15 protein-coding genes are annotated in these 17,913 nt (G+C 70.8%); 12 read left to right on the top strand and 3 right to left on the bottom strand.

The features are described 5' to 3' along the window. Nucleotides 1-11 precede the first annotated feature (11 nt). Nucleotides 12-1,280, top strand: coding sequence for a serine hydroxymethyltransferase (glyA, locus tag RPX00_RS10485; protein ID WP_406639328.1), 1,269 nt, complete (start codon nt 12-14; stop codon nt 1,278-1,280). A 40-nt stretch (nt 1,281-1,320) separates the two neighbouring features. Here glyA and RPX00_RS10480 read toward each other — a convergent pair whose 3' ends face one another. Together RPX00_RS10480 and RPX00_RS10475 are read right to left on the bottom strand one after the other, a co-directional pair. Next, a complete protein-coding gene (locus RPX00_RS10480) occupies nt 1,321-2,457 on the bottom strand; it encodes an RNA polymerase sigma factor (RefSeq protein ID WP_406639327.1) in 1,137 nt (378 codons plus the stop codon). Beyond that, nucleotides 2,454-2,861 carry a YciI family protein gene (locus tag RPX00_RS10475; protein ID WP_037369186.1) on the bottom strand — a complete coding sequence of 136 codons (408 nt, stop codon included), beginning with the start codon at nt 2,859-2,861 and terminating at the stop codon, nt 2,454-2,456. The genes RPX00_RS10480 and RPX00_RS10475 overlap by 4 nt, the downstream gene beginning before the upstream one ends. Before the next feature lie 205 nt (nt 2,862-3,066). Here RPX00_RS10475 and RPX00_RS10470 point away from each other — a divergent pair, with 205 nt between their 5' ends. After that, nucleotides 3,067-4,716: an MDR family MFS transporter gene (locus RPX00_RS10470; RefSeq protein WP_406639326.1), complete on the top strand. Its 1,650-nt coding sequence runs from the start codon at nt 3,067-3,069 to the stop codon at nt 4,714-4,716. A 59-nt stretch (nt 4,717-4,775) separates the two neighbouring features. Here the strand turns inward: RPX00_RS10470 and RPX00_RS10465 are convergent, their stop codons facing one another. Continuing rightward, nucleotides 4,776-5,294, bottom strand: coding sequence for an inorganic diphosphatase (locus tag RPX00_RS10465; protein ID WP_406639325.1), 519 nt, complete (start codon nt 5,292-5,294; stop codon nt 4,776-4,778). A 172-nt stretch (nt 5,295-5,466) separates the two neighbouring features. Between RPX00_RS10465 and dacB the strand changes: the two genes are divergently transcribed. From dacB to folE, 10 genes are all read left to right on the top strand, one after another. Continuing rightward, entirely contained in the window at nt 5,467-8,235 is a 2,769-nt protein-coding gene (gene dacB, locus RPX00_RS10460) for a D-alanyl-D-alanine carboxypeptidase/D-alanyl-D-alanine-endopeptidase (protein ID WP_406639324.1), read from the top strand. Between the two features lie 111 nt (nt 8,236-8,346). Further along, nucleotides 8,347-9,363: a zinc-dependent metalloprotease gene (locus RPX00_RS10455; RefSeq protein WP_406642854.1), complete on the top strand. Its 1,017-nt coding sequence runs from the start codon at nt 8,347-8,349 to the stop codon at nt 9,361-9,363. Continuing rightward, nucleotides 9,360-10,331 carry a tRNA lysidine(34) synthetase TilS gene (gene tilS / locus RPX00_RS10450; protein WP_406639323.1) on the top strand — a complete coding sequence of 324 codons (972 nt, stop codon included), beginning with the start codon at nt 9,360-9,362 and terminating at the stop codon, nt 10,329-10,331. Before RPX00_RS10455 ends, tilS begins: the two co-directional genes overlap by 4 nt. A 3-nt stretch (nt 10,332-10,334) precedes the next feature. Continuing rightward, on the top strand, nt 10,335-10,889 hold the full coding sequence (gene hpt / locus RPX00_RS10445; protein WP_378304206.1) for a hypoxanthine phosphoribosyltransferase: 555 nt from the start codon (nt 10,335-10,337) through the stop codon (nt 10,887-10,889). Nucleotides 10,890-11,050: 161 nt separating this feature from the next. Further along, complete coding sequence (locus RPX00_RS10440) at nt 11,051-11,419, top strand: hypothetical protein (protein ID WP_406639322.1); 369 nt, start codon at nt 11,051-11,053, stop codon at nt 11,417-11,419. 140 nt (nt 11,420-11,559) lie between these two features. Beyond that, nucleotides 11,560-12,855: a hypothetical protein gene (locus RPX00_RS10435; protein ID WP_406642852.1), complete on the top strand. Its 1,296-nt coding sequence runs from the start codon at nt 11,560-11,562 to the stop codon at nt 12,853-12,855. 80 nt (nt 12,856-12,935) lie between these two features. Further along, nucleotides 12,936-13,739 carry an ESX secretion-associated protein EspG gene (locus RPX00_RS10430; protein WP_406639321.1) on the top strand — a complete coding sequence of 268 codons (804 nt, stop codon included), beginning with the start codon at nt 12,936-12,938 and terminating at the stop codon, nt 13,737-13,739. A 125-nt stretch (nt 13,740-13,864) separates the two neighbouring features. Beyond that, nucleotides 13,865-14,686: an ESX secretion-associated protein EspG gene (locus RPX00_RS10425; protein ID WP_406639320.1), complete on the top strand. Its 822-nt coding sequence runs from the start codon at nt 13,865-13,867 to the stop codon at nt 14,684-14,686. A gap of 206 nt (nt 14,687-14,892) precedes the next feature. Next, nucleotides 14,893-17,310, top strand: a complete 2,418-nt coding sequence (gene ftsH / locus RPX00_RS10420; RefSeq protein ID WP_406639319.1) for an ATP-dependent zinc metalloprotease FtsH — start codon at nt 14,893-14,895, stop codon at nt 17,308-17,310. After that, entirely contained in the window at nt 17,279-17,896 is a 618-nt protein-coding gene (gene folE, locus RPX00_RS10415; RefSeq protein WP_406639318.1) for a GTP cyclohydrolase I FolE, read from the top strand. Before ftsH ends, folE begins: the two co-directional genes overlap by 32 nt. Nucleotides 17,897-17,913 lie beyond the last annotated feature (17 nt).

Raw genomic sequence — 17,913 nt, 5'->3', positions numbered from 1 at the left:
CGGAGTACGCCATGACACACCAGCCCGCCCTGTCCGCACTGTCCGCGGCGGATCCGCAGATCGCCGGTCTGGTCGAGGACGAGGCGAAACGCCAGCACGACAAGATCCGCCTGATCGCGTCCGAGAACTACGTGTCGCAGGCGGTGCTCGAAGCCACCGGCAGCGTGCTCACCAACAAGTACTCCGAGGGCTACGCCGGCAAGCGCTACTACGAGGGCCAGCAGTTCATCGACCAGGTCGAGCAGGTGGCGATCGAGCGCGCGAAGGCCGTCTTCGGCACCGACCACGCGAACGTCCAGCCGTACTCCGGTTCGCCGGCCAACCTCGCGGCCTACCTGGCGTTCGCCAAGCCGGGTGACACCGTGCTCGGCATGGCGCTGCCCGACGGCGGCCACCTCACGCACGGCTGGAGCGTGTCCGCCACCGGCAAGTGGTTCACGCCGGTCCGCTACGGCGTCCGGAAGGAAACCGGCCGCGTCGACCTCGACCAGGTCCGCGACCTCGCCCGCGAGCACCGGCCGAAGCTGATCTTCGCGGGCGGCACGGCCATTCCGCGCACCATCGACTTCCCGGCGTTCGCGGAGATCGCCCGCGAGGTCGGCGCCGTGCTGGTCGCCGACATCGCGCACATCGCCGGTCTGATCGCGGGCGGCGCGCACCCGTCGCCGGTCGGCCACGCGCAGGTCATCACCACGACCACGCACAAGACGCTGCGCGGTCCGCGCGGCGCGATGATCCTCTCCGACGCCGAGCACGCCAAGGCGATCGACAAGGCGGTGTTCCCCGGTCTGCAGGGCGGTCCGCACAACCACACGACGGCCGCCATCGCGGTCGCGCTGGGGGAGGCGCAGCAGCCGTCGTTCTCCGAGTACGCGCACGGGATCGTCGCGAACGCCAAGGCACTGGCCGAAGCGCTGGTCGAGCGGGGTTACGACCTCGTCTCCGGCGGCACGGACAACCACCTGCTGCTGATCGACCTGACCAACAAGGCGGTGCCCGGCAAGCCCGCCGCGCAGGCGCTGGACCGCGCGGGCATCGAGCTGAACTACAACACCGTGCCGTTCGACCCGCGCAAGCCGTTCGACCCGTCCGGCATCCGGCTGGGCACGTCGGCGATCACCACGCGCGGGCTCAAGCCCGAGCACCAGGTGCAGGTCGCCGAGTGGATCGACCGGACGGTGACCGCCGCGGCGGCGCAGCAGGACGGTGAGCTGGATTCGATCGCCGCCGAGATCCGCGAGTTCCTGCAGCCCTACCCGATCCCGGGCTACAGCGAGTGACGTCGTGAGTGGCGATCACGGTTCTAACCGTGATCGCCACTCACGAGTTGTTGAGCCGGGCCGCCTGGCTGATCAGGTGGTTGTGCTCGGCTATGTTCGGCGCCTTCTCCGCGGCTTCCCGGTACAGCCGCGCGGCCGTCGCCAGGTCACCGTCGCGTTCGTGCAGGTAAGCCGCCACCGCGCGATACCGAGGCAGCTTGTCGTCCAGCTCCGCCAGCGCCTTCAACCCCGCGCGAGGCCCGTCCGCCTCGCCGACCGCGACAGCCCGGTTGAGCCGGACGATCGGGCTGTCGGTCAACGCGAGCAACTCGTCGTACCACTCGACGATCTGTACCCAGTCCGTTTCCTTCGCGACCAGGGCATCGGCGTGCAGCGCGGCAATGGCGGCCTGGGCCTGGTACTCGCCGAGCTGGTCCCGAGCGAGCGCCGCCTGCAGGATGTCGACGCCCTCGGCGATCAGCCGGGTGTCCCACACACTTCGGTCCTGCTCGGCGAGCGGGACGAGGCTGCCGTCCGGCTTCGTCCGCGCGGCGCGGCGGGCGTGGTGCAGGAGCATCAACGCGAGCAGCCCGGCCACTTCCGGATGGTCGAATCCCGCCGCGAGCTGCCGGGTCAGCCGGATGGCTTCGGCGGCGAGGTCGAGTTCGCCGGAGTAGCCCTCGTTGAACACCAGGTACAGCACGCGCAGCACGGTCGCGACGTCGCCGGGCGCGTCGAACCGCACGCCGGACACCGTCTTCTTGGCCCGGCTGATCCGTTGCGCCATGGTCGCTTCCGGCACCAGGTACGCCTGCGCGATCTGCTTCGTGGTCAACCCGCCGACCGCGCGCAGCGTGAGCGCGACCGCTGACGACGGCGTCAAAGACGGGTGCGCGCACAGGAAGTAGAGCTGGAGCGAATCGTCCACCGCGGACGCCGGACCGGGCAGCGGCTCGGCGTCCATCGCCACTTCCCGGTCCCGGCGCGAGGACTCCGACCGCGTGGCGTCGAGGAACCGGCGCCACGCGGCCGTGATGAGCCACGCTTTCGGATTGCGCGGCGGATCGTCCCGCCACGCGTCCAGTGCGGAAAGCAACGCGTCCTGGACGGCATCCTCGGCCGACGCGAAGTCCGCTCCGCGCCGGACGAGGATGCCGATCACCGCGGGTACCAGCTCCCGCAGCAGTGCGTCGTTCACTCGGTCACCGAGGGCTTGACGCCGTAGCAGGGGCGCAGTTCGAGCCACTCGTGGATCGGCTTGCCGCCCGCGCCGGGAGCCGCGGACAGCTCGCCGGCCAGTTCGAGGGCGCGCTCGTAGCTGTCGACGTCGATGATCATCCAGCCCGCGATGACGTCCTTGGTCTCGGCGAACGGACCGTCGGTGACCGGCGGGCGGCCCTCGCCGTCGTAGCGGACCCACGTCCCTTCCGACGACAGCGCCTGCTCGCTGACGAACTCGCCGGTCTCCACGAGCCGGTCCGCGAAGTCGCGCATGTACTGGATGTGGGCGGTGACCTCCTCGGGCGTCCACTGGTCCATGGGGACGTCGTTCACCGAAGCCGGCGCGCCGCGGTAGTGCTTGAGCAGCAGGTACTTGGCCATGGTGGTTCTCCTCAGTGCTGGTGGCGACCCGTTGTCGGCCACGTTCGCGCCAGAGACGGAGCCGATCTCGCGTTCTCGACATCGCCTGCGGGGAGACTAGCGTCACACGATATTTGGTTGATGAATGCAAGCTTTTCGGGAACAGTTGTGACGAGCAAGTAGTTGAGAGATACAAGCAACTAATCGGGCACTGAGGGAGACCACCATGAGCGACACCGCCACTGCGGAAGGGGGCGCCACCACGAACGGACGGCTTTCACACCGGCAGATCCTCACGGTTCTGTCCGGACTGATGCTCGGCATGTTCCTGGCGGCCCTCGACCAGACCATCGTGTCGTCGGCGATGAAGACCATCGCCGACGAACTGCACGGACAGAGCCTGCAGGCCTGGGCCACCACCGCCTACCTGATCACCGCGACGCTTTCCACGCCGCTGTACGGCAAGCTGTCCGACCTCTTCGGCCGCAAGCCGATGTATCTGACCGCGATCTCGCTGTTCCTCGCCGGTTCGCTGGCGAGCGCGATGGCCGGATCGATGTACGAACTGGCCGCGTTCCGCGCGTTGCAGGGCCTCGGCGCCGGCGGTCTGATGTCGCTCGCGCTGGCGATCATCACCGACATCACCTCGCCGCGGGAACGCAGCCGCTACCAGGGCTACTTCATGGCCGTGTTCGGCGTTTCGAGCGTCGCGGGCCCGGTCGTCGGCGGGTTCTTCGCCGGACTCGACTCGTTCGCCGGCCTCACCGGCTGGCGCTGGGTGTTCATGGTGAACGTCCCGATCGCGCTCGCCGCGCTGGTCGTGGTGAGCAAGGTGCTGAACCTCCCGCACACTCGCGTGGACCAGAAGGTCGACTTCCTCGGAGCCGGCGCGCTGACGCTGGGCCTCGTGCCGCTGCTGCTCGTCGCCGAGCAGGGCCGCGAATGGGGATGGGGATCGCCTGCGTCGCTCGCGATGTACCTGGTCGGCGCGCTCGGCGTGGCCCTGTTCATCCTGCAGGAACGCCGGATGGGCGACGCCGCGCTGCTGCCGCTGCGGCTGTTCGGCAACTCGGTGTTCCGGGTGTCGACGATGGTCACCGTGATCCAGGGCATCGGGATGTTCGGCGCGATGATGTCGCTGCCGCTGTACCTGCAGATCGTGAAGGGCGCGACGCCGACCCAGGCCGGGCTGCAGATGCTGCCGCTCACCCTCGGGATCATGGTCGCGAGCCTCGGCAGCGGGCGGATCATCGCTCGCACCGGCCGGTACAAGGGCTTCGCGGTCGCCGGTCTCGGCCTGATGGCCGCGGCGGTGTACTCGTTCTCGATGATCGGCGTGGACACCTCGCTCGGCGTGGTCATGGCCATCGCGTTTGTGCTCGGACTGGGCCTCGGCTCGACCATGCAGACGCTGACGCTGGCCGCGACGAACGACGTCTCGCCCCAGGACATCGGGGTCGCGACCTCGTCGGTCACGTTCTTCCGGCAGATCGGCGGCACGGCGGGCACCGCGGTGTTCCTGTCGATCCTGTTCAGCACGGTCGGCGACCGGATCGCGGCGGCGGTGCGCTCGGCGATGGCCTCCCCGGCCTACACCGCGGCGCTGGCCCAGCACCCGGAGTTCGCCCGGCAGATGGCCGGCGGCGGGATCGACGTGAACGACACCTCGTTCCTGTCGACGCTGGACCCGGTGCTCGCCCGGCCGATCCTGGAAGGGTTCTCCAGCTCGATGAGCACGGTGTTCCTGATCGGCGGCGCGGTGCTGACCGTCGGGTTCGCGCTGGTCTGGCTGCTGCGGGAGAAGCCGCTTTCGGACAAGTCGGCGATGGAGCAGCGCGCTGAGAAGGAAGCCAGCGAGCTGGCCCTCGCGGGCTGACCCGGCCGACGAAAAAGGGGCCGTCCACCAGCAGGTGGGCGGCCCCTTTTACGCGTGACTCAGTGGTGCGCTTCGCCGTTGATCTCTTCCTTGGCGAGGCGGTCCTTCTCGCGCTCGTACGAGCGGCCGATCTCGGCCTCGGCCTCGGCGCGGCTCACCCAGGACGAGCCCTCGACGCTCTTGCCCGGCTCGAGGTCCTTGTAGACCTCGAAGAAGTGCTGGATCTCGAGCTTGTGGAACTCGTTCAGGTGGTGGATGTCGCGCAGGTGCTCAAGGCGCGGGTCGTTCGTCGGGACGGCGAGGACCTTGTCGTCCGGTCCCTTCTCGTCGGTCATCCGGAACATGCCGATCGCGCGGCAGCGGATCAGGCAGCCGGGGAAGGTCGGCTCCTGGACGAGCACGAGCACGTCGAGCGGGTCGCCGTCCTGGCCGAGCGTGTCGTCGATGAAGCCGTAGTCGGCCGGGTACTGGGTCGCGGTGAACAGGGTCCGGTCGAGCTTGATCCGACCGGTCTTGTGATCGACCTCGTACTTGTTGCGCTCCCCCTTGGGGATTTCGATCGTGACGTCGAATTCCACGGCCGTCCTCGCTGCTTCTCGAATCTCGGTGTCCCACGCGCTCGTGGGCGGCAACCTAATGACCTCGTTGACGTCACTAGTGTGGACTACGCCCCGTCGGCCGGTCGCGCCGATGTCGGCCAGACGGCATGTGACCTTGGCCCCTCCGGGGGCGGGTGAGAAGGAGTGGTGGGTGCCGGAAAACGACCAGCCGAGGTGGCCCACGGGCGACGAGGACACCTCGTCCCAGGCGGACCGGGCGACCTCCCGCCTTCCCCTGCCCAAGCGCGACGCGGGAGCCACCGCGCAGCTTTCCGTGCCGAATGTCACACCTGGTGACGGGCCCGGATCGTGGTTCCGGCCGAACGTCGAACCGGAGGAGGTCCCCGGGCTGAACGCGCCCTCGGAGGCCCCGCCAGCCCCGGAGCCGCCCCGGTCGAACCTCGCGGACCGGATGAGCGGCGCGTCGGGGGTCCCCGCGCGGCCTGAGCAGCCGAAACCGCAGGCGCCGTGGGTGCCGGTGGAGGGGCCGACCCAGTTCGTGGCCGGGGTGCCGCGGCCCGGGGAGAACTCCCGGCCGGACGCGGAGGAGACGGTGCGCTCCTCGACGGTCGAGGCGGAGGGGACCGCCGAGCGGACGGTCCGGGCACAGCCGAACGTTCAGCCTGGTCAGCAGGAGTCTTCGCCCGCCTGGCAGGCCCCGCGGAAGCCGGGGAACTCGCTGTTCGAGCCCGCTTCGGCTTCGGGGCAGGAGCAGGGGTGGAACCCGTTCCAGTCCGGTCAACCAGCCGAGGCGGCGCAGCAGTTCGCCGCGTTCCGGGACGAGACTCCGGGAAACGCCGACAACAGCCAGGGCTGGGCGGCGTTCCGCCCGGTCGTCGCGCGGGACGAGCAGGGGGAGCCGCCGAAGGAGGGCTGGGCCGCCTTCCGAGACGACTCCGGTCCTGGCGACGCTCGCTCCGCCGCGCCTGCCTCGGCGCAGTCCGGCGCCGGTCGTTCCGGCGAGGAGAACCGGCCTGGCGCCCGTGCCGAGTCCGGTGCCGCCAGCCCGAACCCGGCCGGTCGTTCTGGGAACGAGCCGCAGAACGAACCCGGGTCCGCCGCCGCTCGCCTCAACCCGTCCCAGCCCGGCCGTCATGGGGAGGAGTCGGGGGAAAACTGGCCCGGCGCCAACCAGGCTCAGTCCGGCCGTCCCGGAGATGAGTCCCGGGCCGGAGCTGGGTCGTGGTCGCAGCAGATCGAGATCCCGGTCCGCCCCGAGCTGCCCGAACCGCCGCCCGGCACCGTCCCGCCCGCGGGCGCGGGGCACGTGCGGCCGATGCGGATCGAACCGGCCGGTGGCCAGTTCCCGGCGGAAGCGACCGTCGGGATCCCGCGTCCGGCCGAGGGCTTCCCCGTCGCACCCGACGCGGCGCAGGGGCCGTCCGAGGCGACCGTCGGGATTCCCCGCCCCGCCGAGGGCTTCGCGGAGCGTCCGGGGCCCGAGCAGATTCCGCCGCGCGCCGACGCGGAGCAGTCCCCGCCGGAGCCCCCGATCCCGCCTCAGGCCGCCGCACCTCCTCCGGAGGGAAAGAAACGGAAGCGGAAGGCGCTGGTCCTGACGCTGGTCGTAGTGCTTCTGCTGGCCGCCGCGGGTGGCGCGTCGGCGGTGCCCGCCGTGTCGAACCGGCTCGGGCTGCCGTGGGCACCGAACGCGCCGAAGGGCAGTGAACCCGACCCCGCGGACGCCAGCCTCGCGCTGCACGGCCCGGACACCTCCGGGCAGGGGCCGTCCGCGAACGGCGTCGCCGCGAAGCTTTCCGGGCCTGCCGGTGCAGCGGCGCTCTCGCAGCTCAGCGGCAGCGTGATCGACCCGGCCAGCGGCACCGTGCTGTGGGACCACGCGTCGAACACGCCGTTGACTCCGGCGTCGACCACGAAGATCCTCACCGTCGCGGCGGCGCTGCTCGCGATGGAGCCGACGAAGCGGATCTCCACCAAGATCGTGCAGGGCGCGCAGCCGGGCACGGTCGTCATCGTCGGTGGCGGCGACCCGTCGCTCACCGCGCTGCCGGTGGGCACCGATTCGCCGCTGTACCCGGGCGCGGCGCACCTCGACGACCTCGTCAACCAGGTCAAGAAGGCCGGCGGCAACATCACGAAGGTGCAGCTTGACGCGAGCGCTTACAGCGGTCCGAACACCGCGCCGGGCTGGGAGCCGGGCGACGCGCCGTCGCTGTTCGGCGCGCCGATCGTCCCGGCCATGACCGACGGCGGACGCGGCAACCCGAAGGCCGACGAGACCATGCGCTCGGCCAACCCGGGAACCGCGCTGACGCAGCTCGTCTCGGACAAGCTCGGCGCGTCCCCGGGCGGGCCCGCCAAGGCACCGGAAGGTGCGAAGGTTCTCGGCGAGGTCCAGTCGGCTCCGCTGCCGGACCTCGCGTACGCGCTGCTGCAGATCTCCGACAACGTGCTCGCCGACGCGCTCGGCCGCCAGGTCGCCATGGCCACCGGTGGCGAAGCGTCCTTCGCCGGTGCCTCCGCCGCAGTGAAGAAGGTGTTGGCGGACCACGGTTTCGACGTCAACGGCCTGCAGCTGTTCGACACGAGTGGACTGTCCAATCAGAACAAGGTGCCGGCCAGGCTGCTCGCGCAGGTGCTCGCCGCGGCGGCTGGTCCGGACGGCAAGGACCCGAACACGCCGAAACTGCGTCCGCTGCTGGCCGGCCTTCCGGTCGCGGGCAGCCCGGACGGCACCCTGCACGGCCGGTACCACTCGGGCGAAACCCAGGGCGGCAAGGGCTGGGTGCGGGCCAAGACCGGCACGCTCACCGGCGTCAACACCCTCGCCGGGTATGTGCTCGACAGCGACAACCGCGTGCTCGCCTTCGCGTTCATGTCCAACGGCTCGGACAAGAACTCCGGGCAGGCGGCGCTCGACGTGCTGGCGACGGCATTGCGGGGATGCGGCTGCAAGTAGTCCCGGCACTGCGCCGACCCGCTGAACCCGCTGCGCTGAACCGCCCACAATTCCGGACCGGCAGGTAGCGTCGGAGAGGTGAGCCAGGAAACCGAGACCCGACGGCGGCCCATGGTCGACTGGGACCGGGCGGCCGCCACCGGCGCGCTGCTCGTGCGCGGCGGCCCGCAGGTCGCCCGCGGCGAGGCCGACCGCGCGGTGGTCGACCTGCGGGAGCTGACCGCCGAGGCGGAGGGGCACGTCCGCGAGCTGACCGGCCTCGGCCGCGACCTGCCGCTGCTGCCCGGCACCGTGGTGGACCGGCCCGGCTGGGTGCGGTCCGCGGCGTCCGGCCTCGGCGTGCTCACCGGCCGCGCGCTGCCCGCGGCACAGGGCGGTCCGCTCGGCCCGATCCTGGCGTCCGGCGCTGGCGTGCAAACCGGGGTGCTGCTGGCGTTCCTGGCCTCCCGCGTGCTCGGCCAGTACGACCCGTTCGGCGGGCCCGAAAACAAGGGCGAGCTGCTGCTCGTCGCGCCGAACGTGGTGGCCGCCGAGCGGGCGATGAAGGTCCCCGGACGCGATTTCCGGTTGTGGGTCTGCCTGCACGAGTGCACGCACCGGCTGCAGTTCACCGCGGTCCCGTGGCTGCGCGATTACTTCGCCGACGAGGTCGAACGGCTCGTTTCCGGGCTCGCGGACAGTTCCGCGGACGGACTGGCCGAGCTGGTCGGCAGGCTGCCCGACGCGCTGCGCAATCGCGGCAAGGGCGGCGGCATCGCGGAGCTGCTGCAGTCGCCGAAGGAACGTTCGGTTTTCGACCGGCTGCTGGCGTTGTCCACGCTGCTGGAAGGGCACGCCGACTACGTGATGGACGCGGTCGGCCCGCAGGTCGTGCCCAGCGTCGAGCAGATCCGGGAGCGGTTCACCGCGCGTCGCCAGGGCGGCGGGCTTTTCGACCGGCTGCTGCGCGCGGTGCTCGGCCTCGACGCGAAGATCCGCCAGTACGAGGAAGGCGCGAAGTTCACGCGGCACGTGGTCGACGCGGTCGGGATGGACGGGTTCAACGCGGTCTGGCGCTCGCCGAACACGTTGCCGACTCGCGCTGAGATCGCCGACCCCGCGGCCTGGGTGCGGCGCCTGCACGGGTGAGCGCGCTCGCGGCGGTCCGGACAGCGGTCCGCGACTTCCTCGGGACGGTCGCCGTTCCCGGCGAAGTGTGCGTCGCGGTGTCGGGCGGCGCGGACTCCCTAGCGCTCGCTGAAGCGACGGCGTATGTCCTTCGGCACCGAGACGTCCGTACGCGAGGTCTCGTGGTCGACCATGGCCTTCAGGCCGATTCAGCCGTCGTTGCCGCCGAAGCGGCGACAGTCGTGAAGAGCCTCGGCATTGACGTCGTTGAGGTGCATGCCGTGCACGTCGTGGGCAAAGGCGGTCCTGAAGCAGCCGCGCGCGCTGCGAGGTACCACGCGCTGCGCGAAGCGTTGCCGGACGGCGAAGGGCTCGTACTGCTCGGCCACACCCAAGACGACCAAGCCGAGACGGTGCTGCTCGGTCTAGGCCGAGGCTCCGGACCGCGGTCACTGGCTGGCATGCGTCCGCACGATCCGCCGTGGGGCCGTCCACTGCTCGGCATCACTCGCGCGCAAACCGTTGCGGCGTGCGCAGAACTCGGCCTAGAGCCGTGGCAAGACCCGCACAACGCTGATCCGCGCTTCACTCGCGTACGTCTGCGTACGGAAGCACTGCCGCTGTTGGAGGACGTGCTGTCGGGTGGAGTCGCTCCAGCTTTAGCCCGTACGGCCGCACAGCTGCGCGAAGACACCGAGGCGTTGGACACACTCGCCGCGCGCGTACACGAGCGCGCGGTCCGCGAAGACGACCTCGACGTAGCCGTGCTCGCAGCCGAGCCCGCTGCCCTGCGCAGGCGGGTTCTCCGCAGGTGGCTGCTGGACTCCGGGGTCCGCGAGCTGACCGACGCGCACCTGCGTTCGGTCGACGCGCTCGTGGCCCGCTGGCGAGGGCAGGGCGGGGTCTGGCTGCCGGGCAACTTGGAGGCTCGACGGCGGCGTGGCAGGCTCTCGCTTGCCGGACCCGAACCCACCACCCGAGGGGAATGACCCGTGTACGAGGGCGAGATCGCCTCCGTGCTCATCACCGAGCAGCAGATCAAGGACAAGATCGCGGAGCTGGCGGCGAAGATCGCCGCCGACCACCCGGAAAACGGCCAGGGCGACCTCCTCCTGGTCGGCGTCCTCAAGGGCGCCGTCATGTTCATGACCGACTTCGCGCGGGCGCTTCCGGTGCCTACGCAGCTGGAGTTCATGGCCGTGTCGTCCTACGGGTCTTCGACCTCGTCGTCGGGGGTGGTGCGGATCTTGAAGGACCTCGACCGCGACATCGCCGGGCGCGACGTGCTCATCGTCGAGGACATCGTCGACTCCGGGCTCACCCTGTCCTGGCTGCTGAAGAACCTGGCGAGCCGGAACCCGGCCTCGCTCGAGGTCGTCTCGCTGCTGCGCAAGCCGGAAGCCGTGAAGGTCGAGGTGCCGGTCAAGTACATCGGCTTCGACATCCCCAACGAGTTCGTCGTCGGCTACGGCCTCGACTACGGCGAGCGCTACCGCGACCTGCCCTACATCGGCACGCTGGATCCGCACGTCTACACGTCCGGATAGTCCGGTTCGCGGTAATCCTTTCGGGTGCGGAACCCGGAAGCGCCAAATCGCGTCATAGGGCTCGACCAGGTGCGTTAACCTATGCGAAGACCTATTGCCATGCGGACGAGTGACACCAGCCGACGGGCTGGTCCTCGCGCGGGGGAACGGAGAGAGGGCAGATGGGCAACAACAGCTCGGCGGATGCCGCGGCGTTCAAGAACGCCGCTGTCAACGGCCAGGTCGGGATCGACCCTGACGCCGCGCAGACCGTGCTGAAGAAGATCCGGACCGGACGGGACGCGATCGAGGCTCTCCTGAACAGCGCGGGCACGCTCGCGCAGCCGCCGAAGCTCGGCGCGAACCCGGTCGGCCAGGCGATGGCGACCAAGTTCGTGCGCCGTGCCGACGGCGGCGGCGACTCCTACTCGTCCGCGCTGCAGAACCTGCTCAGCCAGTACCAGGCGGCGGAGGAAGGCATCGTCGCGGCGATGGCCCGCTACCACGAGATCGACCAGTCCGCCGGCGACCCGTTCCGCAACAAGGCCTGACGTCCTAGGGGGATCACGCAGTCATGGCACCGAACACCAGCACCCCGGCCACGGGCGGCTCCGTCCCGGACGGCTCGGGCTACAACACCTCCGGCTACGGCACCTCGTCCTCGGTTCCCGCGCCCGGTTCCGCCGTCGCGATGGGCCCGAACTCGGCCACCAACGACATCGTCGCGTCCGCGCGCAGCAGCTCCGGCGGCTTCGAGATCGGCGGCGACCGCGCCATCGGCAACCCGCCGAACTGGCAGTCGCAGGAAAGCCACCAGCTCTACGTCGGCGCGACCACCGACAACGACCCCGGTACCGCCGAGGCCGCCGGGCAGCACTGGACCAAGCACGGCACCGAGCTGAAGCAGGCGTCCAACGACCTGTACAACGCGATCACCGAACTGGGCCACGCCTGGGTCGGCCAGGGTGCGGCGGGCGCGCAGGGCGCGCTCGTGGCGATCGCCAACTCGGGCACGCAGGCCTCGGACGCCGCGCACACGATGGCCGACCGGCTCGCCCGGCAGGCCGCCGCGGCCGCCGAGGTCAAGAAGATGCCCGCCCCGCGCGACTACGACCCGAAGCAGGCCATGACGGCCGCGCTCGCGGGCGGCCCGGCCGCGCTGGCCGCGGACCAGAAGGCGCAGGCGGACGCAGCGAACGACGTCAAGGCGCAGCAGGTCGCGTTCTTCAACGCCTACACCCAGGCGATGACCGAGGTCGACAGCTCCACCCCGAGCTTCGGCCCGGACTCGCTCGGCATGAAGCCGACCGCGACGCACTTCAACGGCAACTCGTTCAACAACGTCAGCAACATCGGCCACACCGACGCGGGCGCGCTCGGCTCGCCGGCCGGTTTCGGCACGGTGGGCGCGCACGGCGCGGCGGGCGGTGCGGGGGTCGCCGGGCACGGCGCTCCGGCGCACGTCTCGGCCGACTCGGGCAAGTACGGCGCCTCCGGCTTCGAGGGCGGCGGGCTCGCCGCCGGGGCCAGCGTCGGGTCCGGCGCGGCGGCTCCGGTCGCCCCGGCCGCGCCCGCGAGCACGGGCGGCAGCGGCGTCGGCGCCGCGCTCGGCCTCGGCGCCATCGGCGCGGGAGCCGGGTTCGCCGGCGGCAAGCTCGGCGAGGGCAACCGCAGCGGTTCGCGCAAGGAGGAGGAAGGCAAGACCTCCGCCGCGTCCGAGCACCAGAACGGGCAGAGCGCCGCGTCGGCGGTGCCGCAGCAACAGCAGGGCGTCGTCCCGCCGAGCGGCACGATCGGCCAGGGCCAGGGCGGCATGAGCCCGATGGGCGGCGGCATGGCCGGTGCGGGCGCGCACGGCGCGGGCGAAGAGGACGAGGAGCACACGCACGCCTCGTTCCTCATCGAGCCGGACCCGGACGACGCGTTCGGGGCCAACCAGGCCACCCCGCCGCCGGTCATCGGCGCGTGGTCGGACGACGACAACTGACGCGATGCTCGCGGGCGCGTGACCGGATCCGGTCACGCGCCCGCGAGCGTTCGGAAACACTCGGGGTAGGGGGTTGGTCGATGCCGAACGCGGAGCTGCTCGCGCCGATCGAGGTGGATTTCCTGTGGGAGTCGGCCGGGATGGGCGAGCTGCCGTATCCGCTGCGGATCCGTTCGCACGGCGCGACGATGGACGAGCGCTCGGCGCTGCGCACGCGCACGCTCGGCGCGCTCGCCGACCGGGGTCTCGCCGACGACCGGGGCAGGCCCGCCCCGCACGTCGAGGACTACTTCGGCATCCTCGCCTCCCCGGACGTCAGCCTGGACACCGTCCAGCTGCTCGACCCGAACGGCGAACCGCTGCTCGCGGTCGCGGGCAGTGCCCACGGCGACGGCCTGTTCGCCGTGCAGGACCAGCGCGGGCTGCACCTGCACCCGTGCGCGCCGGACGGCCTCGCCACGGCGATCATTTCGCTTCTTCCGGGTGCTCCGCGGGGCACCGAGAAGTCGATCACCGTGCCGCTGGAGCAGCTGGTCGGCGCGTCCGGAGTCGACTTCATGCAGCGGCGCGGCAACCAGGTCGACGCCTCCGGCCGCGCGAGCGTCGACGAGGACCGCAAGGCGCTCGCCCGGCTGCACGCACAGCAGCGCCTGCGCGGCGGCCAGATCGGCGCGAACGCCCGCAACCGGCTCGGCGGCCGCAGCCGGTCGACGGTGCTGAGCTGGTTCGACACCGAAACCGGCCGGTATTTCACGCAGGCGAGCCAGGGCCACGACGGCCGCGACTGGATCACTATCGCTCCCGCCGATCCCGCCACGCTGCGGCACCGGCTCGGCGAAATGCTCGCCGGGGTGGCCGACCAGGCCAACGCGGGCGCGTTCTGATTTCGCGCTCTCCGCTCGGCTCCCGCTCGCCCGAACCAGCCAATGTGGCATTGGGGCGCTTGAAGACTGCCGATCCGGCGCTACGCTGGGCCGGAAATCGTTGACCGGAGGGTGAGCAGTACCGGATGCACCAGGAGTTCTTCTCGCCGCTGGCATTCGACTTCCTGTGGGAGTCGATGGAGCTGGGCGAGCTGCCCTACCCGCTGCGCGTGCGCTCGCACGGCGCGACCGAGGACGAGCGCGTCTCGCTGCGCCATCGCGTCGACACCGAGCTGAAGGCCCGCGGCATCCGCGACGCCCACGGCCGGGTCGAGCCCGATGTCGAAGACTGGCTGACGCTGCTCGCGCGCGCCCCGCACTCCATTGACGCGCTGCACATCCCGCAGTTCGAGGCGCATCCGGTCGCGTTGCTCGCCGCGGGCGACGAGCGCACCGGCGTGGTCGCGATCCAGGACGCCGACGGCATCTGGCTGCGGGAGACCCCGCCGGACGCGCTGGTGTCCACGATCGTCGAGCTGCTTCCCGGCGGTCCGCGCGGCAGTGAGGCGTCGGTCACCCTTCCGCTCGACGAGGCGTTGCACACGCAGCCGATCCGGGTGCCGGTCGCCGCGGGCGGCGGTCAGGCCGAGGAGAAGGGCGGGCGACGGTCGAGGCGGCAGTCGCTCAGCGAGCGCGCCACGGTCGATCCGCGCGAGACCTACGGGCTCATCGCGGGGCAGCCTCGGCTGCGCGGCGGTCAGCTGGCAGCGAACAGCCGGTCCCAGCTGGGAGTGCGGCAGCGGTCGCGGGTGCTCGGCTGGTTCGACACCGCCACCGGCCGGTATTTGAGCTTGTCGCGGGCGGGTTCGGACGGTCGCGAATGGGTCACCGTCGCCCCGGCGGACCCGGCGACGCTGCGGAGCAGGCTGGGTGAAATGGTGGCCTCTGTGGCGGTCGACACCCGATAGTCGGGTGACGTGTCGTCCCGGACCGGGAACCCTCGCGCGGGATTGGCCGTTGACCTGCGAGAGGCTCGCCAGGCTTCTCCGCCCGCCCGGACGGTACCCTGGTGGGACGGGTGCCCTGCGGCGCCCACGGGTTGTCAAGATCGCGATGGCGGGTATCACAGGAGCCGCCCAACCAGGGAGGGTCGAGGCCGCAAGGGCCGAGTCGTATGAACCGGAAGAGCGTGCTCAGGAACCCACTGCTGTGGATCGTCGCGGGGTTGCTGGCGTTGTTCGCCTACAACACGATCTTCGACAGCGATCGTGGCTACACCCAGGCTCCGATCTCGACAGCGATCCAGCAGATCAAGGCTGGACATGTCAAGGAAGCGAGCCTCGAGGACAAGGAGCAGCAGCTCAAACTGCTGCTCACGCAGAAGATCGATGTCGACGGCCAGCAGACCGACCAGGTCATCGCGCAGTTCCCCGGCGGCGCGACCGACGACATCTACAAAGACCTTCTCGGCGCGAACGTCGACAACCAGGCGAACCATCCGATCAAGTTCACCACCAAGGTCACCCAGCAGAGCCTGCTGACCCAGATCCTGATCTTCGCGATCCCGCTGGCGCTGGTGCTCGGCCTGCTGATGTGGATGATGAACAACGCACAGGGCGGCGGGAACCGCGTCCTGAACTTCGGCAAGTCGAAGGCGAAGCAGCTCAACAAGGACATGCCGAAGACGACCTTCGGCGACGTCGCGGGCGCGGACGAAGCGGTCGAAGAGCTGTACGAGATCAAGGACTTCCTGCAGAACCCGGCGCGTTACCAGGCGCTCGGCGCGAAGATCCCCAAGGGCGTTCTGCTCTACGGGCCGCCCGGCACCGGTAAGACGCTGCTCGCGCGTGCCGTCGCCGGCGAGGCGGGCGTGCCGTTCTACACGATCTCCGGTTCGGACTTCGTCGAGATGTTCGTCGGTGTCGGTGCGTCGCGGGTGCGCGACCTGTTCGAGCAGGCGAAGCAGAACGCGCCGTGCATCATCTTCGTGGACGAGATCGACGCGGTCGGCCGCCAGCGCGGCGCCGGCCTCGGCGGCGGCCACGACGAGCGCGAGCAGACGCTGAACCAGCTGCTGGTCGAGATGGACGGCTTCGACGCCCGCGGCGGCATCATCCTGATCGCGGCCACCAACCGGCCGGACATCCTCGACCCGGCGCTGCTGCGCCCCGGCCGGTTCGACCGGCAGATCCCGGTGTCCGCGCCCGACCTGCTCGGCCGCAAGGCGATCCTCGAGGTGCACGCCAAGGGCAAGCCGATCGCGCAGGGCACCGACCTGACCGGGCTGGCCAAGCGCACCGTCGGCATGTCCGGTGCGGACCTCGCGAACGTGCTGAACGAGGCCGCGCTGCTCACCGCCCGGGAGAACGGGCACGTGATCACCGACGCCGCGCTCGAGGAATCGGTCGACCGGGTGGTCGGCGGTCCCGCGCGCAAGAGCCGGATCATCTCCGAGAAGGAGAAGAAGATCACCGCCTACCACGAGGGCGGGCACGCGCTCGCCGCGTGGGCGATGCCGGACATCGAGCCGGTGTACAAGCTGACGATCCTGCCGCGCGGCCGCACCGGCGGGCACGCGCTGCTGGTGCCCGAGGACGACAAGCAGCTGATGACCCGGTCGGAGATGATCGGGCGGCTGGTGTTCGCGATGGGTGGTCGCACGGCCGAGGAACTCGTGTTCCACGAGCCCACCACCGGTGCCTCGTCCGACATCGAGCAGGCCACGAAGATCGCCCGCGCGATGGTCACCGAATACGGCATGAGCGCACGGCTGGGCGCGGTGAAGTACGGCCAGGAGCAGGGCGACCCGTTCCTCGGCCGGTCAGCGGGCCGCCAGGCTGACTACTCGCTCGAGGTGGCGCACGAGATCGACGAGGAGGTGCGCAAGCTCATCGAGACCGCGCACACCGAGGCGTGGCACGTGCTGAACACCTACCGCGACGTGCTCGACAACCTGGTCATGGAGCTGCTGGAGAAGGAAACGCTGCAGCGCAAGGACCTCGAGCGGATCTTCGCGACCGTCGAGAAGCGCCCGCACATCACCGTCTTCAACGAGTTCGGCGAGCGCACCCCGTCGGACAAGCCGCCGATCAAGACCCCCGGCGAGCTGGCGATGGAGCGCGGCGAGCCGTGGCCGCCGCCCGCGCCGGAGAAGGAGAAGCCGGTGCTGCAGCCGGCTCCGACCCCGGTCGGCACCGCGCCGGGAGCGGGCGAGCTGCCCGGCGGCCCGCCGTACCAGGCTCCGGACCCGAACGCCAACCCGTACGCCCCGCCGCCCAACGGCGGCCGTCCGGCCGGCGGGCCGAACGGCACCGGCCGCTGGGGCCAGCCGTATGGTGGTCAGCAGCAGCCGGGCGGTCCGGCAGGCGGCGGCTACCAGCCCGGTGGCCCTGGCGGTGCGCAGAGCGGACCGCCGAACTACGGGGCGCCTCCGGGCTGGACCCCGGCGACGTCCCCGGGCGGCCAGCAGCCGTGGCGCCCCGCCGAAGACCGTCCGCGTGAGCAGGGCTGGTTCGCCGACGGCGCGAACGGCCAGCAGCCGGACGAGGGGCAGCATCGGCGTGACGTCGACGACGGAACAGACAAGCGGTAAAGACGGCATCCGCCCGGTCTTCGATCAGGACCGGGCGGAGCGGGCCGTGCGCGAGCTGCTGCTCGCCTGTGGCGAAGACCCGGATCGGGACGGTCTCCAGGACACCCCGGCCCGGGTCGCTCGCGCTTACCAGGAGATGTTCGCCGGCCTCTACCTCGATCCGGACGAGGTGCTGGCGAAGACGTTCGACGAATCGCACGAGGAACTCGTGCTCGTCACGGACATCCCGATGTACTCCAACTGTGAACACCACCTTCTCCCCTTCCATGGCGTAGCCCACGTCGGCTACATCCCGAACGGCGACGGCAAGGTCACCGGTCTGTCGAAGCTCGCCCGGCTGGTCGATCTCTACGCTCGCCGCCCGCAGGTGCAGGAGCGGCTCACCTCCCAGATCGCCGACGCGCTCGCGCGGAAGCTGGAGCCGCGCGGCGTGATCGTGGTCGTCGAGGCCGAGCATTTGTGCATGTCGGTGCGCGGGATCCGCAAGCCGGGGTCGCGCACCACCACGTCGGCGGTGCGCGGGCTGCTGCGGTCGTCGGCGACGTCGCGGGCCGAGGCGATCGAGCTGATCCGAGGACGCCGGTGATCCCCCGGCCGGGTCGC

This window comes from Amycolatopsis sp. WGS_07 (genome assembly GCF_045278895.1).
Classification (GTDB): Bacteria; Actinomycetota; Actinomycetes; order Mycobacteriales; family Pseudonocardiaceae; genus Amycolatopsis.
Note: the sequence above shows the minus strand (reverse complement) of the source record. Positions and strands in the feature narration are given on the sequence as shown.